Source organism: Agromyces sp. NPDC058104 (assembly GCF_042884835.1).
Lineage (GTDB): Bacteria > Actinomycetota > Actinomycetes > Actinomycetales > Microbacteriaceae > Agromyces.
In genome coordinates this window covers 163,548-178,322 of record NZ_JBHVTD010000003.1, presented here as the reverse complement: position 1 = coordinate 178,322, position 14,775 = coordinate 163,548, and the positions used below count along the sequence as shown (strand labels likewise).

General features: G+C 69.1%; 16 protein-coding genes and 1 tRNA gene. 10 read left to right on the top strand and 7 right to left on the bottom strand.

The window, feature by feature from the left end; all coding sequences use genetic code 11:
• The first annotated feature begins 26 nt into the window (after positions 1-26).
• The 7 genes from ACFVTH_RS14640 to ACFVTH_RS14610 all read left to right on the top strand — a co-directional run bounded on the left by ACFVTH_RS14640 (position 27) and on the right by ACFVTH_RS14610 (position 6,343).
• A complete protein-coding gene (locus ACFVTH_RS14640) occupies positions 27-377 on the top strand; it encodes a hypothetical protein (protein WP_387092353.1) in 351 nt (116 codons plus the stop codon).
• Positions 378-494: 117 nt separating this feature from the next.
• Positions 495-1,412: an ABC transporter ATP-binding protein gene (locus tag ACFVTH_RS14635; protein ID WP_387092349.1), complete on the top strand. Its 918-nt coding sequence runs from the start codon at positions 495-497 to the stop codon at positions 1,410-1,412.
• A gap of 50 nt (positions 1,413-1,462) precedes the next feature.
• Positions 1,463-2,167: an ABC transporter permease gene (locus ACFVTH_RS14630; RefSeq protein ID WP_387092347.1), complete on the top strand. Its 705-nt coding sequence runs from the start codon at positions 1,463-1,465 to the stop codon at positions 2,165-2,167.
• Positions 2,164-3,423: a sensor histidine kinase gene (locus ACFVTH_RS14625; RefSeq protein ID WP_387093640.1), complete on the top strand. Its 1,260-nt coding sequence runs from the start codon at positions 2,164-2,166 to the stop codon at positions 3,421-3,423. The genes ACFVTH_RS14630 and ACFVTH_RS14625 overlap by 4 nt, the downstream gene beginning before the upstream one ends.
• The gene (locus ACFVTH_RS14620) at positions 3,416-4,045 is read left to right on the top strand and encodes a response regulator (protein WP_387092345.1); all 630 of its coding nucleotides are present in this window, start codon (positions 3,416-3,418) and stop codon (positions 4,043-4,045) included. Before ACFVTH_RS14625 ends, ACFVTH_RS14620 begins: the two co-directional genes overlap by 8 nt.
• A gap of 121 nt (positions 4,046-4,166) precedes the next feature.
• The gene (locus tag ACFVTH_RS14615) at positions 4,167-5,348 is read left to right on the top strand and encodes a flavohemoglobin expression-modulating QEGLA motif protein (RefSeq protein WP_387092342.1); all 1,182 of its coding nucleotides are present in this window, start codon (positions 4,167-4,169) and stop codon (positions 5,346-5,348) included.
• Positions 5,345-6,343 (top strand): glutathione synthase, encoded by a 999-nt coding sequence (locus ACFVTH_RS14610; protein ID WP_387092339.1) that lies wholly within the window; start codon positions 5,345-5,347, stop codon positions 6,341-6,343. Before ACFVTH_RS14615 ends, ACFVTH_RS14610 begins: the two co-directional genes overlap by 4 nt.
• A 25-nt stretch (positions 6,344-6,368) precedes the next feature.
• On the opposite strand, the gene ACFVTH_RS14605 is transcribed toward ACFVTH_RS14610, so the two are convergent.
• Positions 6,369-7,145 (bottom strand): glucose 1-dehydrogenase, encoded by a 777-nt coding sequence (locus ACFVTH_RS14605; RefSeq protein WP_387092336.1) that lies wholly within the window; start codon positions 7,143-7,145, stop codon positions 6,369-6,371.
• 93 nt (positions 7,146-7,238) lie between these two features.
• Positions 7,239-8,282, bottom strand: a complete 1,044-nt coding sequence (locus ACFVTH_RS14600; RefSeq protein ID WP_387092333.1) for a zinc-binding dehydrogenase — start codon at positions 8,280-8,282, stop codon at positions 7,239-7,241.
• A 359-nt stretch (positions 8,283-8,641) separates the two neighbouring features.
• Between ACFVTH_RS14600 and ACFVTH_RS14595 the strand changes: the two genes are divergently transcribed.
• Together ACFVTH_RS14595 and ACFVTH_RS14590 are read left to right on the top strand one after the other, a co-directional pair.
• A complete protein-coding gene (locus ACFVTH_RS14595) occupies positions 8,642-9,430 on the top strand; it encodes a helix-turn-helix transcriptional regulator (protein ID WP_387092330.1) in 789 nt (262 codons plus the stop codon).
• 65 nt (positions 9,431-9,495) lie between these two features.
• Positions 9,496-10,077: a YceI family protein gene (locus ACFVTH_RS14590; protein WP_387092327.1), complete on the top strand. Its 582-nt coding sequence runs from the start codon at positions 9,496-9,498 to the stop codon at positions 10,075-10,077.
• A 52-nt stretch (positions 10,078-10,129) separates the two neighbouring features.
• Here ACFVTH_RS14590 and ACFVTH_RS14585 read toward each other — a convergent pair whose 3' ends face one another.
• From ACFVTH_RS14585 to ACFVTH_RS14565, 5 genes are all read right to left on the bottom strand, one after another.
• On the bottom strand, positions 10,130-10,720 hold the full coding sequence (locus ACFVTH_RS14585) for a dihydrofolate reductase family protein (protein WP_387092324.1): 591 nt from the start codon (positions 10,718-10,720) through the stop codon (positions 10,130-10,132).
• A gap of 61 nt (positions 10,721-10,781) precedes the next feature.
• Entirely contained in the window at positions 10,782-11,621 is an 840-nt protein-coding gene (locus ACFVTH_RS14580) for a helix-turn-helix domain-containing protein (protein WP_387092321.1), read from the bottom strand.
• A gap of 84 nt (positions 11,622-11,705) precedes the next feature.
• Positions 11,706-11,779: transfer RNA gene (locus ACFVTH_RS14575), tRNA-Ile, on the bottom strand.
• A 10-nt stretch (positions 11,780-11,789) separates the two neighbouring features.
• Positions 11,790-13,037 carry a glycosyltransferase gene (locus ACFVTH_RS14570; protein ID WP_387092318.1) on the bottom strand — a complete coding sequence of 416 codons (1,248 nt, stop codon included), beginning with the start codon at positions 13,035-13,037 and terminating at the stop codon, positions 11,790-11,792.
• A gap of 157 nt (positions 13,038-13,194) precedes the next feature.
• The gene (locus tag ACFVTH_RS14565; protein WP_387092315.1) at positions 13,195-14,112 is read right to left on the bottom strand and encodes a DMT family transporter; all 918 of its coding nucleotides are present in this window, start codon (positions 14,110-14,112) and stop codon (positions 13,195-13,197) included.
• A gap of 40 nt (positions 14,113-14,152) precedes the next feature.
• Here ACFVTH_RS14565 and def point away from each other — a divergent pair, with 40 nt between their 5' ends.
• On the top strand, positions 14,153-14,719 hold the full coding sequence (gene def, locus ACFVTH_RS14560) for a peptide deformylase (RefSeq protein WP_387092312.1): 567 nt from the start codon (positions 14,153-14,155) through the stop codon (positions 14,717-14,719).
• The last annotated feature ends 56 nt before the right edge of the window (positions 14,720-14,775 follow it).

Genomic DNA, 14,775 nt, shown 5'->3' with positions numbered 1-14,775 from the left:
CGGGCCGATGCGCGCATACTCGGGGCATGAGGCGACTCCACTACGCGAACGGGCATCTGATCACCCCGGATGCCGTGAGCAAGGCCGTGCTCCGGTACGCCCGGGCCCTCGCCGACGTGCACACCTCCGACATCGTGACGATTCCCGTGCTCGGCGAGGGCGGATCCGTCATCTCCGCACACCTGCTCATCGGCCCGGCGAGCCAGCTCTACTCCACGCCCATCGCCGATTCCATCGAGGAATTCACGGATCCCGAACTCGTCGAGGACCTCGAACGCAGGACTCGCGAGATCCAGCCGTCGACCGTCGCATGGCCCGACGAGATGCTCGACATCGGGCTCGACCCCGACGACCTCGAGGGCCCGTTCGGGAGGTGACCGCGGTGCGCCCGGCGGCACATCGACCGATCGGTGGATTCCGAGATCAGCCGGGGCCGCCGAGATCGGCACCACCGGGCCGATGACGGCCGACGGCAATGGCGCGAGGCTCGAGTCATGCCAGTCATCGACGTCATCGAACTCACCAAGCGCTACGGCGGTCGCACCGTCCTCGACGGAATCTCGCTCTCGGTCGAGGAGGGAGAGATCTTCGGCATCCTCGGACCGAACGGCGCGGGCAAGACCACCCTGGTCGAGATCATCGAGGGACTCCGCACGGCCGACAGCGGCTCGGTGCGCGTGCTCGGGCTGGACCCCGTCGACGACGGTCGTCGGCTGAAGCAGCACATCGGCGTGCAGCTGCAGCACACCGACCTGCCCGACCACCTGAAGGTCTGGGAAGCGCTCGACCTCTACGCCGCCTTCTACGAGCACCCGCGCGACTGGCGCGAGCTGCTCGAGGAGTGGGGTCTCGCCGAGCTCCGGAACACCCGTTTCGCCAAGCTGTCGGGAGGCCAGCAGCAGCGCCTCATCATCGCGCTCGCGCTCGTGGGCGCGCCGCGGGTCGCGTTCCTCGACGAGCTCACGACCGGACTCGATCCTCAGGCCCGCCGGACGACCTGGGAGCTCATCGAGCAGGTCAGGGCGAGCGGCGTGACGGTCGTGCTCGTCAGCCATTTCATGGACGAGATCGAGGAACTGTGCGACCGCGTCGCGGTCATCGATCGCGGGCGCGTCGTGGCGCTCGACACGCCGGCCGGGCTCATCGACGGCGTCGACGCCGAGCATTCGATGCGATTCCGCCTGGCATCGGATGTCTCCGACGAGCCACTCGTCGCCGTGCGCGACCTGCCCGGCGTCACGTCGGTGCGGCGCAGCGGCGCCGTGGTGACCGTCTCGGGCCGGGGCGACTTCGCCACCGGCGTGACGTCGCTCCTGGCCCGGGAGCACGTACTCGTCTCGGACCTGCGCATCGAGACGCGCACCCTCGACGACGCCTTCGCCGCCCTCACCGGCCGCGACTTCGACGCCTGAGCCCGACGCATCCGCCCCGAAGCATCCGACCCCGTTCTCTGGAGGCCCCCATGTCTGCAACCGCGAAGCTCGCCGTCGTCGAGACCAAGCTGCTCGCCCGCGAGCCCGGCTCGTTGTTCACCGTCCTCATCCCGATGTTCATCCTCATCGTCTTCGGCAGCTCGATCGGCCCCGACGACACGACCCTGCTGCCGATGACGATCGCCGTGGCGATCGGCCTCGTCGGGCTCTATCTCATGCCCACGGCCCTCGCGACGTACCGCGAGAAGGGCATCCTCCGTCGGCTCTCGACGACGCCCGTGCGACCGGCGAGCCTGCTGGCGGTGCAGCTCCTCCTCCAGTTCGTGCTCGCGCTCGTGAGCTGCGGCGCACTGCTCGCCGTCGCCGCTGCCGTGCTCGGCGCGCGGCTCCCCGCGAACGCCATGAGCTTCATCGCCGTGTTCGCCCTCGGCACGGCGACGATGTTCGCCATCGGACTGCTGATCGCCGCCCTCGCGCCGAGCGGTCGCGCCGCGAACGGCATCGGCGTCCTCCTCTACTTCCCGATGGCCTACCTCGCCGGACTCATGCAGCCGGTCTCGCAGATGCCCGCTATCTTGGTGGAAGTCGGGGAGTTCACCCCGCTCGGTGCGTTCCGCCAGAGCTTGCACGAGGTCTGGACGGGAGCGGCGCCCGATCCCCTGCTGCTCGGGGTCATGGCCGGCTTCGCGGTGGTCGTGAGCCTCGCAGCAGCCAGGTTCTTCCGTTGGGAGTGAGCACGATGGCGGTGACGGCGAAGCAGCTCGCACTGCGCGAGCAGCGGCTGCTGCGCGTGATGGCCGTCGCACCGTACCTGCTGCTCGCCGCGTCGACCGCGCTGGCGATGCTCACCGGGTCGCACGACTGGGGCGACCGGCTCATCACCCTGTGGCTCGTGCTGCTGGCGGCGGCCTGGATGTGGCTCATGAGCCGGCGACGCACACCCGGCGCCGTGTACGTCGCCGGTCTCCTCCTGCTCATCGCCGTGCTGTGCACCAGGGACGCGTGGTTCGCGGGCCTCTTCGGCTTCGTCGGGTACCTCCACTCCTGGCAGTACCTCCGCGGCTGGTGGCGGCTCGTGGGGTTGACGGGAACGGCCGCGATCACCGTGACGACCTACATGGGCGGACTCCCCGAGCCTGCACCGGTGCCCGTGCTCACGTATCTCCTCTTCATCCGCGCCATCGTCGCGCTCGTCGTGCTGTTCAGCAGTCTCGGCGACGCCACGAGCGCGCAGAGTGCCGAGCGCGAACGCGTGGTGGCGCAGCTCGAGGAGACGATCCAGGAGAACGCGGGCCTGCACGCGCAGTTGCTCGTCCAGGCCCGCGAGGCGGGCGTCCTCGACGAGCGCCAGCGGCTCGCCCGCGAGATCCACGACACCATCGCCCAAGGGCTCGCCGGCATCGTCACGCAGCTGCAGGCCGCCGACCGCGCCGGCGAACTCGGCAGCGACGACGTGCGGCGCCGCCACCTCGCGAACGCCGAGGCGCTCGCCCGCGAGAGCCTCGCCGAGGCTCGCCGCTCAGTGCATGCGATCGCTCCGCCGGAACTCGAATCGGCGCGGCTGCCCGACGCGATCACGGGCGTCGCGACCGAATGGGGGCGGCGGCACGAGATCGCCGTCGAACTCGCCACGACGGGCGAGGTCCGGCCGCTGCATCCCGAGGTCGAGGTGACGCTGCTGCGCGTCGCGCAAGCGGCACTCGCGAACGCCGGCGAGCATGCCGCCCCGAGCAGGGTCGGCCTGACCCTCTCGTACATGGACGACCTCGTCACGTTGGATGTCCGCGACGACGGCGCGGGCTTCGACGCCGCGCGGTCGAGCAGCGAGGCCGATCGAGGGTTCGGACTGACCTCGATGCGTCAGCGCGTGGCCCGCGTCGGAGGCGCACTCGAGATCGAGTCGGAGCCGGGTGCCGGCACCGCGATCTCCGCGAGCGTGCCGATCGCGTCCCCCCCGGCCCCGCCGACGACGAGGAGTGCCGATGCCTGAGTCCGTCATCCGCGTGCTCATCGCCGACGACCACCCGATCGTCAGGGACGGCCTTCGGGGCATGTTCGCCGGCGACCCCCGCTTCGACGTGGTCGGCGAGGCCGCCGACGGTGCCGAGGCGGTCGCCCTCGCGCGCGCGCTCGAGCCCGCGGTGGTGCTCATGGACCTGCGGATGCCACGCGTCGACGGGGTCAGCGCGATCAAGCAGCTCAGCGAGCTCGGACTCACGACGCGCGTGCTCGTGCTCACCACCTACGACACCGACAGCGAGGTGCTCCCCGCGATCGAGGCCGGCGCGACCGGCTACCTGCTGAAGGACGCGCCGAGCGACTTGCTCATGCGCGCCGTCGAGTCCGCGGCCCGCGGCGACGCCGTGCTCTCCCCCGCCGTCGCGACGCGGCTGATGGGCCGTCTGCGCGAGCCCGAGTCGCCGCTCAGCGCCCGTGAACTCGAGGTGCTGCGCCTGATCGCGGTGGGCACGACGAATCGAGAGGCCGCGGCCCGCCTCTTCATCAGCGAGGCGACGGTCAAGACGCACATCCTGCACATCTACGCGAAGCTCGACGTCAACGACCGTGCCGCTGCGGTCGCCGTCGGGTTCCAGCGCGGGCTGCTCGACTGACTCAGGCCCTGCGCACCGGGAACGAGCCGGCCCGCGACCCCCGCGCGGACGCTCTCTTGGACGAAGAGGCCCGTCAGCGCAAGGGGTTGGGCGGTCGCGACCGCGTTGCTACGTTCGTGACATGTCATCACTTTCCGAGCTGCTGACTCCCGCCCTCGACATCGACGCCCGGCTCACCGAGATCGAACGGCGCGTGAACCTGCTCGTCAACCTCACGCCGGTCAACGCGGCGGAGGCATGGGCGGACTTCGAACGCAGCGACTTCAGCACCGCCCCGACGCTGCGGCTGCGCCCGTTGGACTTCGATCCCGACCTGACGCACCGCGAGCTGTACGACCTCGAGGTCGAGAACGTCGACGACCCCGCGCTGCACACGCTCTTCCGGGCGAAGCGCGACGAGATCACCCGGCAGATCACCGCCCTGGAGGACCGCGACACCTCGAGGTTCCTGTACGGGTCGCTGCAGCTCTACGGAACGGTGTCCCCGCCGCTCACTTCGGCGGCGGAGGAGCTGCTCGAGACCATCCCCCCGCAGGCGCCCAGCACCCAGACGGTGACCGCCGGCGCGTTCGCCGACGCGGCACGTGCGGAGTTCGAGCGGTACCGCGAGCTCTACCCCGATTTCCCGGTGCACGTCGAGGTCCGCGACGATGTCGCCGATCTGATGGTGTCGTTCGGCCATCTGCTCATCCCCGAGTCCGCGGCCTTCCGGGCCGACCGGGTCGAGCCGCTGCTGCATCACGAGGTCGGCACCCACGTGGTGACCTACCAGAACGGCGCCCGGCAGCCGCTGACGCTGCTCACCATCGGACTGCCCGGCTACGACGAGACCCAGGAGGGCCTCGCCGTGCTCGCCGAGTTCCTGACCGGCGGTCTCGACCCGCGGCGGCTGCGCGTGCTCGCCGCCCGAGTGGTCGCCGTCGGCAAGATGCTCGAGGGTGCCGGGTTCCTCGACATCTTCGAATCGCTGCGGGCCGACCACCACATCCCGGCACGCACCGCGTGGTCGATCGCCGTCCGCGTCGTCGTCGGCGGGGGTTCGGTGAAGGATGCGATCTACCTCCGTGGGATCACGCGCATCCTCGATGCGCTCGCCGAGGGCAGTCGCCTCGAGGTCCTGCTCGTGGGCAAGCTCTCCCTCGACCACATCCCGTTGGTGCAGGACCTGCTCGACCGCGAGGTGCTGCACGAACCCTGGATCCGACCGCGCTGGCTCGACGTGCCCGGGGCGCAGGAGCGCTTGGAGAAGCTGCGCGCGGGCGCGACGGTCACCGACCTCTACCGGGAGGGGATGGCGGCATGAAGCTCGCATTCCTCGTCAACGACGTCGACACCGAGATCGACGAGTACACCACCACCCGACTCGCCAGGGCGGCCGCCAGGCGCGGACACGAGACCTGGTACCTCGGCGTCGGCGATCTCGAGTTCGGCAGCAGCGACGGGCTGTTCGCCGGCCGCGCGCGCGCCGCGAGGTGGAAGGACGACGACACGCTCGCGAGCTTCATGGAGGGCATCAAGGCGCGCGACGCCGAGCGGATCGTGCTGGACGAGCTGGATGTGCTCGTCCTGCGCAACGAGTCGATCGACGACCTTCAGGAGCGACCGTGGGCCAGCCCGATGGGCGTGGTGTTCGGCCAGATGCTCGCGGCACGGGGCGTGACGGTGGTCAACGACCCGAACACCCTCCATCGTGCGACCAGCAAGCTCTACCTCGAGGAGTTCCCCGAGCGGGTCCGGCCGCGGTCGCTGGTGACACGCAGCCCCGAGGCGATCCAGCAGTTCGTCGACGAGGTCGGTCACAGTGTCGTCAAGCCGCTGTACGGGGCGAAGGGCCGCAACGTCTTCATGATCGAGGGCCCCGAGGAGACCAACCTCGCGCAGATGACGGAGGCGGTCCTGCAGGACGGCTACGCCATCGTCCAGGAGTTCATCGATGGAGCCAAGGACGGCGATGTGCGGCTGTTCCTGCTCGACGGCCGCATTCTCGAGCGCGACGGCAGGCCGGCGGCCTTCCGACGTGTGCCCACGGGCAACGACCCGCGCGCCAACATCAGCGCGGGCGGCCGTTCGGTGCCCCTCGAGCTGGGTGCGAACGAGCTCGGCATCGTCGAGGCGATGGGCGCCAAGCTCCGCGCCGACGGCATGTTCCTCGTCGGCATCGACGTGATCGGCGACAAGGTGGTGGAGATCAACCCCGAGAGCCCGGGCGGGTTCCAGAGCGTCGAGCGGCTGTACGGCATCGACATCGCCGACACCGTCGTCGAGGCCCTCGAACACCGCGTGAACGCCGGCGCCTGAGGCGCGCATGCGCCCGCCATCCCTGTCAGTGGGTGGTGAAGCCGCCGTCGACCGGCAGCGCGACGCCGATCACGAAGCTCGCGGCAGGGCTGCAGAGCCACATGACGGCGGCCGCGATCTCATCCGCCTTCCCGAGGCGACCGATCGGCTGCTGCTGCATGATCCCGGCCATGGCCTCGGCCTGGCCTTCGAGCATCTCGGCGACCATGGGGGTCTCGATGACGCCGGGGCAGATGGCATTGATCCGGATGCCTCGTGGTGCGTATTCGACGGCCGCACTCTTGGTCAGGCCGATCACTCCATGCTTGGAGGCATGATAGGCCGCTCGCTCGGGCAGTCCGACGAGGCCCCCGAGGGACGAGTTGTTGACGATCGCGCCGGATCCCTGGGCGCGCATCTGCCGCAGCTCGTGCTTCTGGGCGGCCCAGACGCCGCGCAGGTTGACCGCGGTGACTCGGTCGAAGTCCTCTGCTGCCTCGTCGGCTGCGTCGGCCGGGGGTGCCTGGATGCCGGCATTGTTGAAGGCCGTGTCCAATCTGCCGAAAGCCTCGACCGTTCTGTCGACCATTGCCGCCGCTTGCGCCTCGTCAGTGACGTCGCAGACGACGCCGAGCGCCTGATGGCCTGCATCGATGAGCGACTGGGTGGCTCGGTCGACCGCGTCGTGATGGAGGTCGGCGAGCACGACCGCTGCGCCGGCCTCGGCGAAGGCCCGGGCCGCCGCCAGCCCCATTCCAGAGGCGGCGCCGGTGACCAGGGCCACCTGCCCGCTGAAGTCGTAGCGCGGGTTCTTCGTCGACATGATCGTCCTTTCATTTGTGGGAATAGTCAGCTCTTTCATGGGAATAGCCAGGCTCACGACTGCGGGGTTCACGCTGTCACTCGCGAGCCACGGTTACGGGGTCACGAGGACTTTGAGGCTCCTGCGGTCGTCCATCTCCTGGTAGCCGGTCGGCACGCCATCGAGGTCGGTGGTGGCGTCGAACACCCTGCCGGGGTTGATCTTCCCGTCGAGGATGTCGGGCATGAGCTCGTCGATATAGGCGCGGACCGGCGCCGGTCCCCCGGCGAGGCGGATGTTGTGGCGGAAGAGACTGCCCATCCCGATCGGAGCATCTTCGTACTGAGGCACGCCCACGCGGCTGATGACGCCACCGCGGCGGACGACGCCGAGGGCCTGCTCGTAGGCGGACATGTACCCGACGGCTTCCAGGACGACATGAGTCCCGTGCCCACCGGTGAGCTCGCGCACCTTCGCGATGCCCTCGGCGCCGCGGGTCGAGACGACGTCAGTGGCGCCGAACTCGCGCCCGAGGTCGGTGCGCGCCTGGTGCCGGCCCATCAGGATGATCTGCTCGGCACCGAGTCGCTTCGCCGACAGGACTCCGAGTAGGCCGACCGCACCGTCACCGATGACGGTGACGGACGTGCCGGCGCCCACGCCTCCGGCGATAGCGGCGTGATATCCGGTGCCGAGCACATCTGACAACGTCAACAGGGACGGGATCAGCGCAGAGTCGGCCGCAACGGGCAGCTTCACGAGCGTGCCGTCCGCGAGGGGCACGCGAACGGCTTCCGCTTGACCACCCTCGTCTGGAATGCCGTCCCAGAAATTGGCTTCGTGGTGGAGGCACGAGGTCTGAAGGTTCGCTTCGCAGATGGCGCAGGTGTTGTCGGAGACCGCGAAGGGCGAGACGACCAGGTCGCCCTTCTTCACCGTGACGACGTCGGCGCCCACCTCTTCGACGATGCCGATGAACTCGTGTCCCATGCGGGCGGGCCCACTGGCCGGGTCCATCGAGTGGTAGGGGTGCAGGTCGGATCCGCAGATGCAGGATGCCGTGATCCGCACGAGTGCGTCGGTCGAGTTCTTGATGCGGGAGTCCGGGACGTTCTCGATGCGAACATCGCCGGCGCCGTACATGAGGATTGCGCGCATGATGCTTCTTCCTTCGCTGATCGGTGAGGGGTGGGGTTGTCACTGGCGCTGGCCGCGGCCGCGGAGCACGGCTGAAACGAGCGTGAGAGCGACGACGGCCGCGGAGCTGGCGGCGACATCACCCATCCCACCCGCCTTCTGGGCTGCGCGGGAGGTCGCGGTTATCGGGGGGACAACCTCTCCCCCCGCACGGCCCGGCGTGCGGGGCTACCGTTGATGTCATGGACATCCCGAGCACCAACCGAGACGACATTCGGGACTTCCTCGTCAGCAGGCGAGGACGTCTCGCCCCTGAACAGGTCGGGCTCCCTGCCGGAAGCCGCCGTCGCGTCCCAGGCCTCCGCCGCGAGGAGGTCGCCGTGCTCTCCGGGGTCAGCACTGAGTGGTACACGCGCCTCGAGAAAGGACATATCACCGGCGTCTCGGAAGAAGTCCTCACTGCCGTCGCGCGCGCGCTGCAACTCAACGACGATGAACGTGCCTACCTGCTCGATCTCGCCAAGGCGGCGCGACCGACCATCAAGCCCGCGGCTCGCCCGAAAGACGTGAACGTCGAGGGTTCCGTCAAGTGGCTCATCGACTCGGTCACCATGTCCGCTGTGTTCCTCCGCAACGGCCGCCTGGACGTCCTTGCGAGCAACTCACTCGGCCGTGCACTCCATGCACCTATGTTCGACAGCCCAACCACCATCGGGGGAAGAGCGAACTTCGCCCGTTTCCACTTCCTGGACCCCGCCTCCCGTGACTTCTTCGTCGACTGGGAGGGCGGCGCATCCGCGACGGTCGCTCTTCTGCGAGCCGAAGCCGGACGTGAACCCAACGACCGGACGTTGCGCGAGCTCATCGGGGAGCTCTCGACCCGAAGCCACGATTTCACTCGCTTGTGGTCCTCGCACGACGTCCGCAGCCGTCATGAGGGAATCAAGCGACTCGACCACCCGGTGGTCGGGTACCTCGAGCTCACCCTCCGCAGAACTGGCCGACCCGAGCCGCGCGGCCCGCACGCTCAACATCTACACGGCCGAGCCCGGGACCCCTCACGAGGACCGGATCAGACTCCTCGCCAGCTGGGTCGCCACGCCGGCCGCAATCAGTACCGACCTCCCCACGTGACCACCTCGGACGACAGGTCGAGCGAAGTTCCGTGAAGCCGACACTCAGCCTGGTCGTGAAAGACTGGTCGCCTATGTCGAACGAATTGGAATCGAACGTCATGACCGATGACCGACCCGACCTGAGCGGCGACTGGGACATCGACCCGGCGCACACCCGCATCGGCTTCTCGGCGAAGCATGCGATGGTGACCACCGTCCGCGGTGCGTTCAACGAGGTGACCGGCAGCTTCCACGTCGACTTCTCCGACCCGAGCGAGTCGACCGCGGAGATCACGCTCAAGGTGGCCAGTGTCGACACCCGCAATGCACAGCGCGACGAGCACCTGCGCAGCGCCGACTTCTTCGACGCGGAGAAGTGGCCCGAGATCACCTTCCGCAGCACCCGGATCGAGGAGGTCGACGACAACGCCCTCGTCGTCTCGGGCGACCTGACGATCCGCGACGTCACGAAGCCGGTCACCATCCCGATCGAGTTCACGGGCGCGCAGACCGACGCCGCCGGCGAGCTCCGCGCCGGCTTCGAGGGCACTCGCCGGATCGACCGCCGCGAGTACGGCCTCGAGTGGAACATGCCGCTCGACACCGGTGGCCTGCTCGTCTCGGAGAAGATCACCCTGGAGTTCGAGATCTCGGTGATCAAGCGCACGGGCGACGCTGAGGGCGCGGCCGAGGCGAGCTGACCCCGGCCGGCCGGTTCACGCGGCGCGATCCCGAGTCCGCTGCGTGCTCGGCTCAGGTCGTTCGACGACGCACGCGATAGCGCAGGTGAAGTACCCGGTTGCCCTGGACGACGATGTCCGGCCCCTCCAGCAGATGCTGCGTGTCGACTGATCCGAAATAGCGCTTGCCGGCCCCGAGCACGACCGGCGCCACGTCCAGGCGTACCTCGTCGACGAAACCGGCGGCGAGCATCTGGCCGCCGACGTCGCCCGCAGCGACCTCGACGATACGGTCGCCCGCGAGCTCCTTCGCGGTTGCCATGGCCGCCTCGATGCCCTCGACGAAGTGGAACGGCGTACTGGCATCCCAGCCGTCGGGCGCGGGCCGGTGCGTCACGACGACGACGTGATCGATCCCGCTCGGAGGCTGCCCGTCCCAGCCGTCTGTGAGGTCGAAGACGTGGCGGCCGGCGATCGTCACCCCGATCTCATCCCAGTACGGACGGATGTGATCGTAGGACGCTTGCGACACGTTGAGCACGCCGCTGTCGTCCAACGGCACGTCGCCGCTCACCAACCATTCGAACAGTGGACCGGGATCGTCGTTCTCACCAGCGATGAAGCCGTCCAGCGAGACCGACGCATTCATGACCACGTTGCCCATGGGTTCCTCCTCTGCCGGTTCCCGAGTCTCGCGCATCGGGCGTGGTCGCGCTTGTAAGAAATCACTCGGCCGGCAGCGGCCAGCCCTCGAGCGCATGGTCGGGATGTTCGCGAAGGAAGCGCTGCCGGACCTCCACGTACCGGGTGGGCGTGAGCCCGGTGAACTCCCGGAACTCGTGGACGAAATGGGCCTGGTCGAAGTAGCCTGCGCGAGCGGCGACGTCTGACCAGTCGATCGGCGCCGCCACGTCGATCGCGAGCACGGTGGCGGTGAACCGGTAGCTGCGCGCCAGCCGCTTCGGCGTCACGCCGACGATCTCCTTGAACCGCATCGCCACGTACGTGCTGCTGGGGCGCGAGGCCACGTCGAGGTCGCCGATCGGCACCGCTCCGCCGGTCTCCGCGATGGCGCCGCTCATCCGGCTGACGAGGTCGAGGCCGTTGATCGGGCGCAGCCGTCGCACCAGTTCCTCCTCGAGCAGCACCAGCATGTCGTGCGGTGCGTCCGCTGCGCTCAGTCGGTCGCGCAAACCGGCGACAGCGGGCCGGCCCCAGATCTGCTCGAGCGTCACAGGTCGGTCGCACAACTCGGCCGCGGGCATCGGGATGAACGGTGCCAGCCCCCACGGCTTGAAGTGGACGCCCACGGATCGAGTCGGCGTCGGGTAACCGAACTCCCACGCGCGGGTGGGCGTGGCGACCGCGCAGCCGTCGGCGTACTCCACGGCACCGACGTCGTTGCCCGCTCGGACGAGGAACAGCGGCCCGAGGTTGACGATGAGCAGCGGCGCGGGCGCCGCCGGCAGCATCAGCCGGGAGTACGGCGGGACGCCCTCCAGATAGTAGAGGTCGTCGATCAGCCCGTCGAGCGGTGGGCCGGGCACTCTGGACAGGTACTCCACGCTGACAGTATGGCCGAGGCATCCTGCGGATTCGGGCGTCGGCGGCTTCGTTCGCCGTCAGATACCCGGATGAAGCGAGGTTCGTAGGGCGGACGGGACTTGAACCCGTGACCGATGGATTATGAGTCCACTGCTCTGACCGGCTGAGCTACCGCCCCGCGCGCCGCGTCACTCGGGGAGCGCTGCCGGTGCGACATCGGTGACCGGGTCGGTCACCGGCCTCCCACGATACAGGCTCTCGAACGTCGAGAGCGTGCGCTGGATGTCGTGCGCGGCGATGAGCCGGATCGACTCCTCTTTCAGGCGCCGGTACTCCTCGGGCGAGGCCTCGAGCACGGTGCGGAGCTTCGCGGCGAGGTCGTCGGGGTTCGACGGTTCGAAGAGGTAGCCGTTCTCGCCGTCGTGCACGAGGTGGGGCAGCGCCATCGCGTTCGCGGCGACGACGGGCAGCGCCGAGGCCATGGCCTCCATCGTCACGATCGACTGCAGTTCGGCGATCGAGGGCATGGCGAGCACGGATGCCCGGTGGTACGCCTCGCGCAGCTCTTCGTCGGTGACGTAGCCGGTGAAGGTCACCCGGTCGGCGATGCCCAGCTCGACCGCGAGGTGCTCGAGGTTGCGCTTCTGGTCGCCGCCGCCGACGATCTCGACCTTCGCGTCGAGCGAGGCGGGCAGCAGCGTCAGGGCGCGCAGCAGCACGTCGATCTGCTTCTCGCCGGTCACGCGGCCGACGAACAGGATGCGGTTCTCGGTGCGGGGCTCCCAGTCGGGCGAGTACTTGTGCGCGTCGATGCCGCAGGAGATCGCATGCACGTTCTCGAGGTCGGTGTGGCGTTCGAGGAACTGCGCGGCGCGACGGGTCGGCGTGGTGACGGCCTCGGCGCGACCGAGGGTGCGACCGGCGGCCTTCCACGCGAGCCCGACGGCCCATTCCTGCCAGGCCTTCGGCACGAGCGAGAACTCGAGCATGTTCTCGGGCATGACGTGGTTGGTGCCGATGATGCGGATGCCGCGCTTCTGCGCCTCGATCGAGAGACCGCGACCGACGACGAAGTGCGACTGGAAGTGCACGACGTCGGGCTTGACCTGGTCGAGCACGCGGGCGCTGTTCTGCTTGATGCGCCACGGCAGTGCGAAGCGCAGCCAGTCGTGCGGGTACCAGCGCCAGCTCAGCAGGCGGTGCGCGGTGAGCTCCTGGCCCTCGTGCACCTCCTTCCAGGTGCCGTGCTTGCGGCTCGCGGCCGGGGCCATGACGTGCACGTCGTGGCCGCGCTCGACGAGGCCTGCGGCGAGGCGCTCGGCGAACCGGGCTGCCCCGTTGACGTCGGGGGCGAAGGTGTCGGCGCCGATCAGGATCTTGAGGGGGCGATCGGGCTCGGCGCCGGCGGGCGTACTCGCACCGGGGGTGTCAGACACGGGTCGTGGTTCCTCACAGTTCTGGGGGCGGGACGGTCGGTCCCGTCGAGTGCGCGGCGCGCGCGATGGGCGCGGCGGACTGAATCCGACCTTAGTCTACGCAGCGCAGCCGAGCGGGTGCCGTGCGCGCATGTCGGAAGCTCGCCGCGAGCGGTGCTCAGAGCCGCGTCTGCGGATGGTTCTTCGCGAGCTGGAAGACGCCCCACACGGCGATCGCGCCCGACACGATGTAGATGATGATGGCCCAGAGCGGCGCTTGGGATGCCTCGCCCAGCACTGCGATGCCGATGACGACCGCGACGAGCGGGTCGACGACGGTGAGGCCGGCGATGACGAGGTCGGGCGGGCCCGAGGCGTAGGCGTTCTGCACGAAGTACGCGCCGATGGCGGTCGCCGAGAGCAGGCCGCCGATGCAGAGCACGGTGAGCCACCCGAACTCGCCCTGCTCGATCTTGCCGAGCACGACCTTCGCGAGGGTCGCGACGAAGCCGTAGACGATGCCCGCCATGATCACGTAGTAGATCGCCCGGATCTTCGCGCGGAAGAGCACGAAGGTGATGCCGGCGATCGCCAGGACGACCGCCAGGATGATGAGGATGATGATCAGCTGACGGTCGGTGACGGGCTTGTCGACGGCGGTGAACGCGGCGACGCCGACGAAGAGGAACACGCCGCCGACGCACATGATGATCGCGATGATCGACTTGCGGTTCAGCTTCACGTGGTTGACGCGCGAGTTCACGATCGAGGTGACGACGAGCGCGATCGCGCCGAGCGGCTGCACCACGATCAGCGGCGCGAAGTAGAGGCTCGAAAGCTGGAACACGATCGCGAGACCGAGCATGAGCGTGCCGATGACCCACGACGGACGGGCGAGGAGCAGCGCGAGCTGCTTGAGGTTGAGCCCCTTGCCGAGGGTGTCGACGGTGTTCGACTCGACCTTGACCACGCCGCGGTGCTGGAACTGCGCGCCGAGCGAGAGGAAGACCGCGCCGATGAGCGCGAGCGGGATGCCGATGAAGGTCTGCGGGTCGAGCGGGATCTGCTCGACGATTTCGGTCAGGTCGGGATCCACGCAACGACCCTACCCGTTCACCGCCAGATATCCTTGCCGAATGGCCGTGCTCCCCATTCGAATCTCCGGTGATCCGGTGCTGCACTCCCCCGCCCGCCCCGTCGAGACCATCGACGACGAGCTCCGCACGCTCGTCGACGACCTGTTCGAGACGATGGACAAGGCGCCCGGGGTCGGGCTCGCCGCTCCGCAGGTCGGCGTCGGCCTGCGCCTCTTCACCTACGGCTGGGTCGACGAGGAGGGCACGAAGTGGCGCGGGGTCGCCATCAACCCCGAACTGTGGATCACTCCCCCGCCCGCAGGCGAGCCCGACCTCGACGAGGAGTCGGAGGGCTGCCTCTCGTTCCCGGGCGAGCGCTTCGGGCTGCGCCGCGCCGAGCACGCGATCCTCCGCGCCACCGACCTCGACGGCAAGCCCTTCGAGATCGAGGCGCACGGATGGCTCGCCCGCATCTTCCAGCACGAGTTCGACCACCTCGACGGCACCCTCTACACCGACCGGCTCGGTGAGCGCGACCAGAAGATCGTCGCGAAGATCAGCCGCAAGCTCGGTTGGGGGCGCCCGGGCCAGCAGTGGATGCCCGGCGTCGACGACCTCGAGGGCTGACCTCGCCGGCGGATGCCGCGCGCGACCCGTCGCACGCACGTGCGGCGGTGCGCACG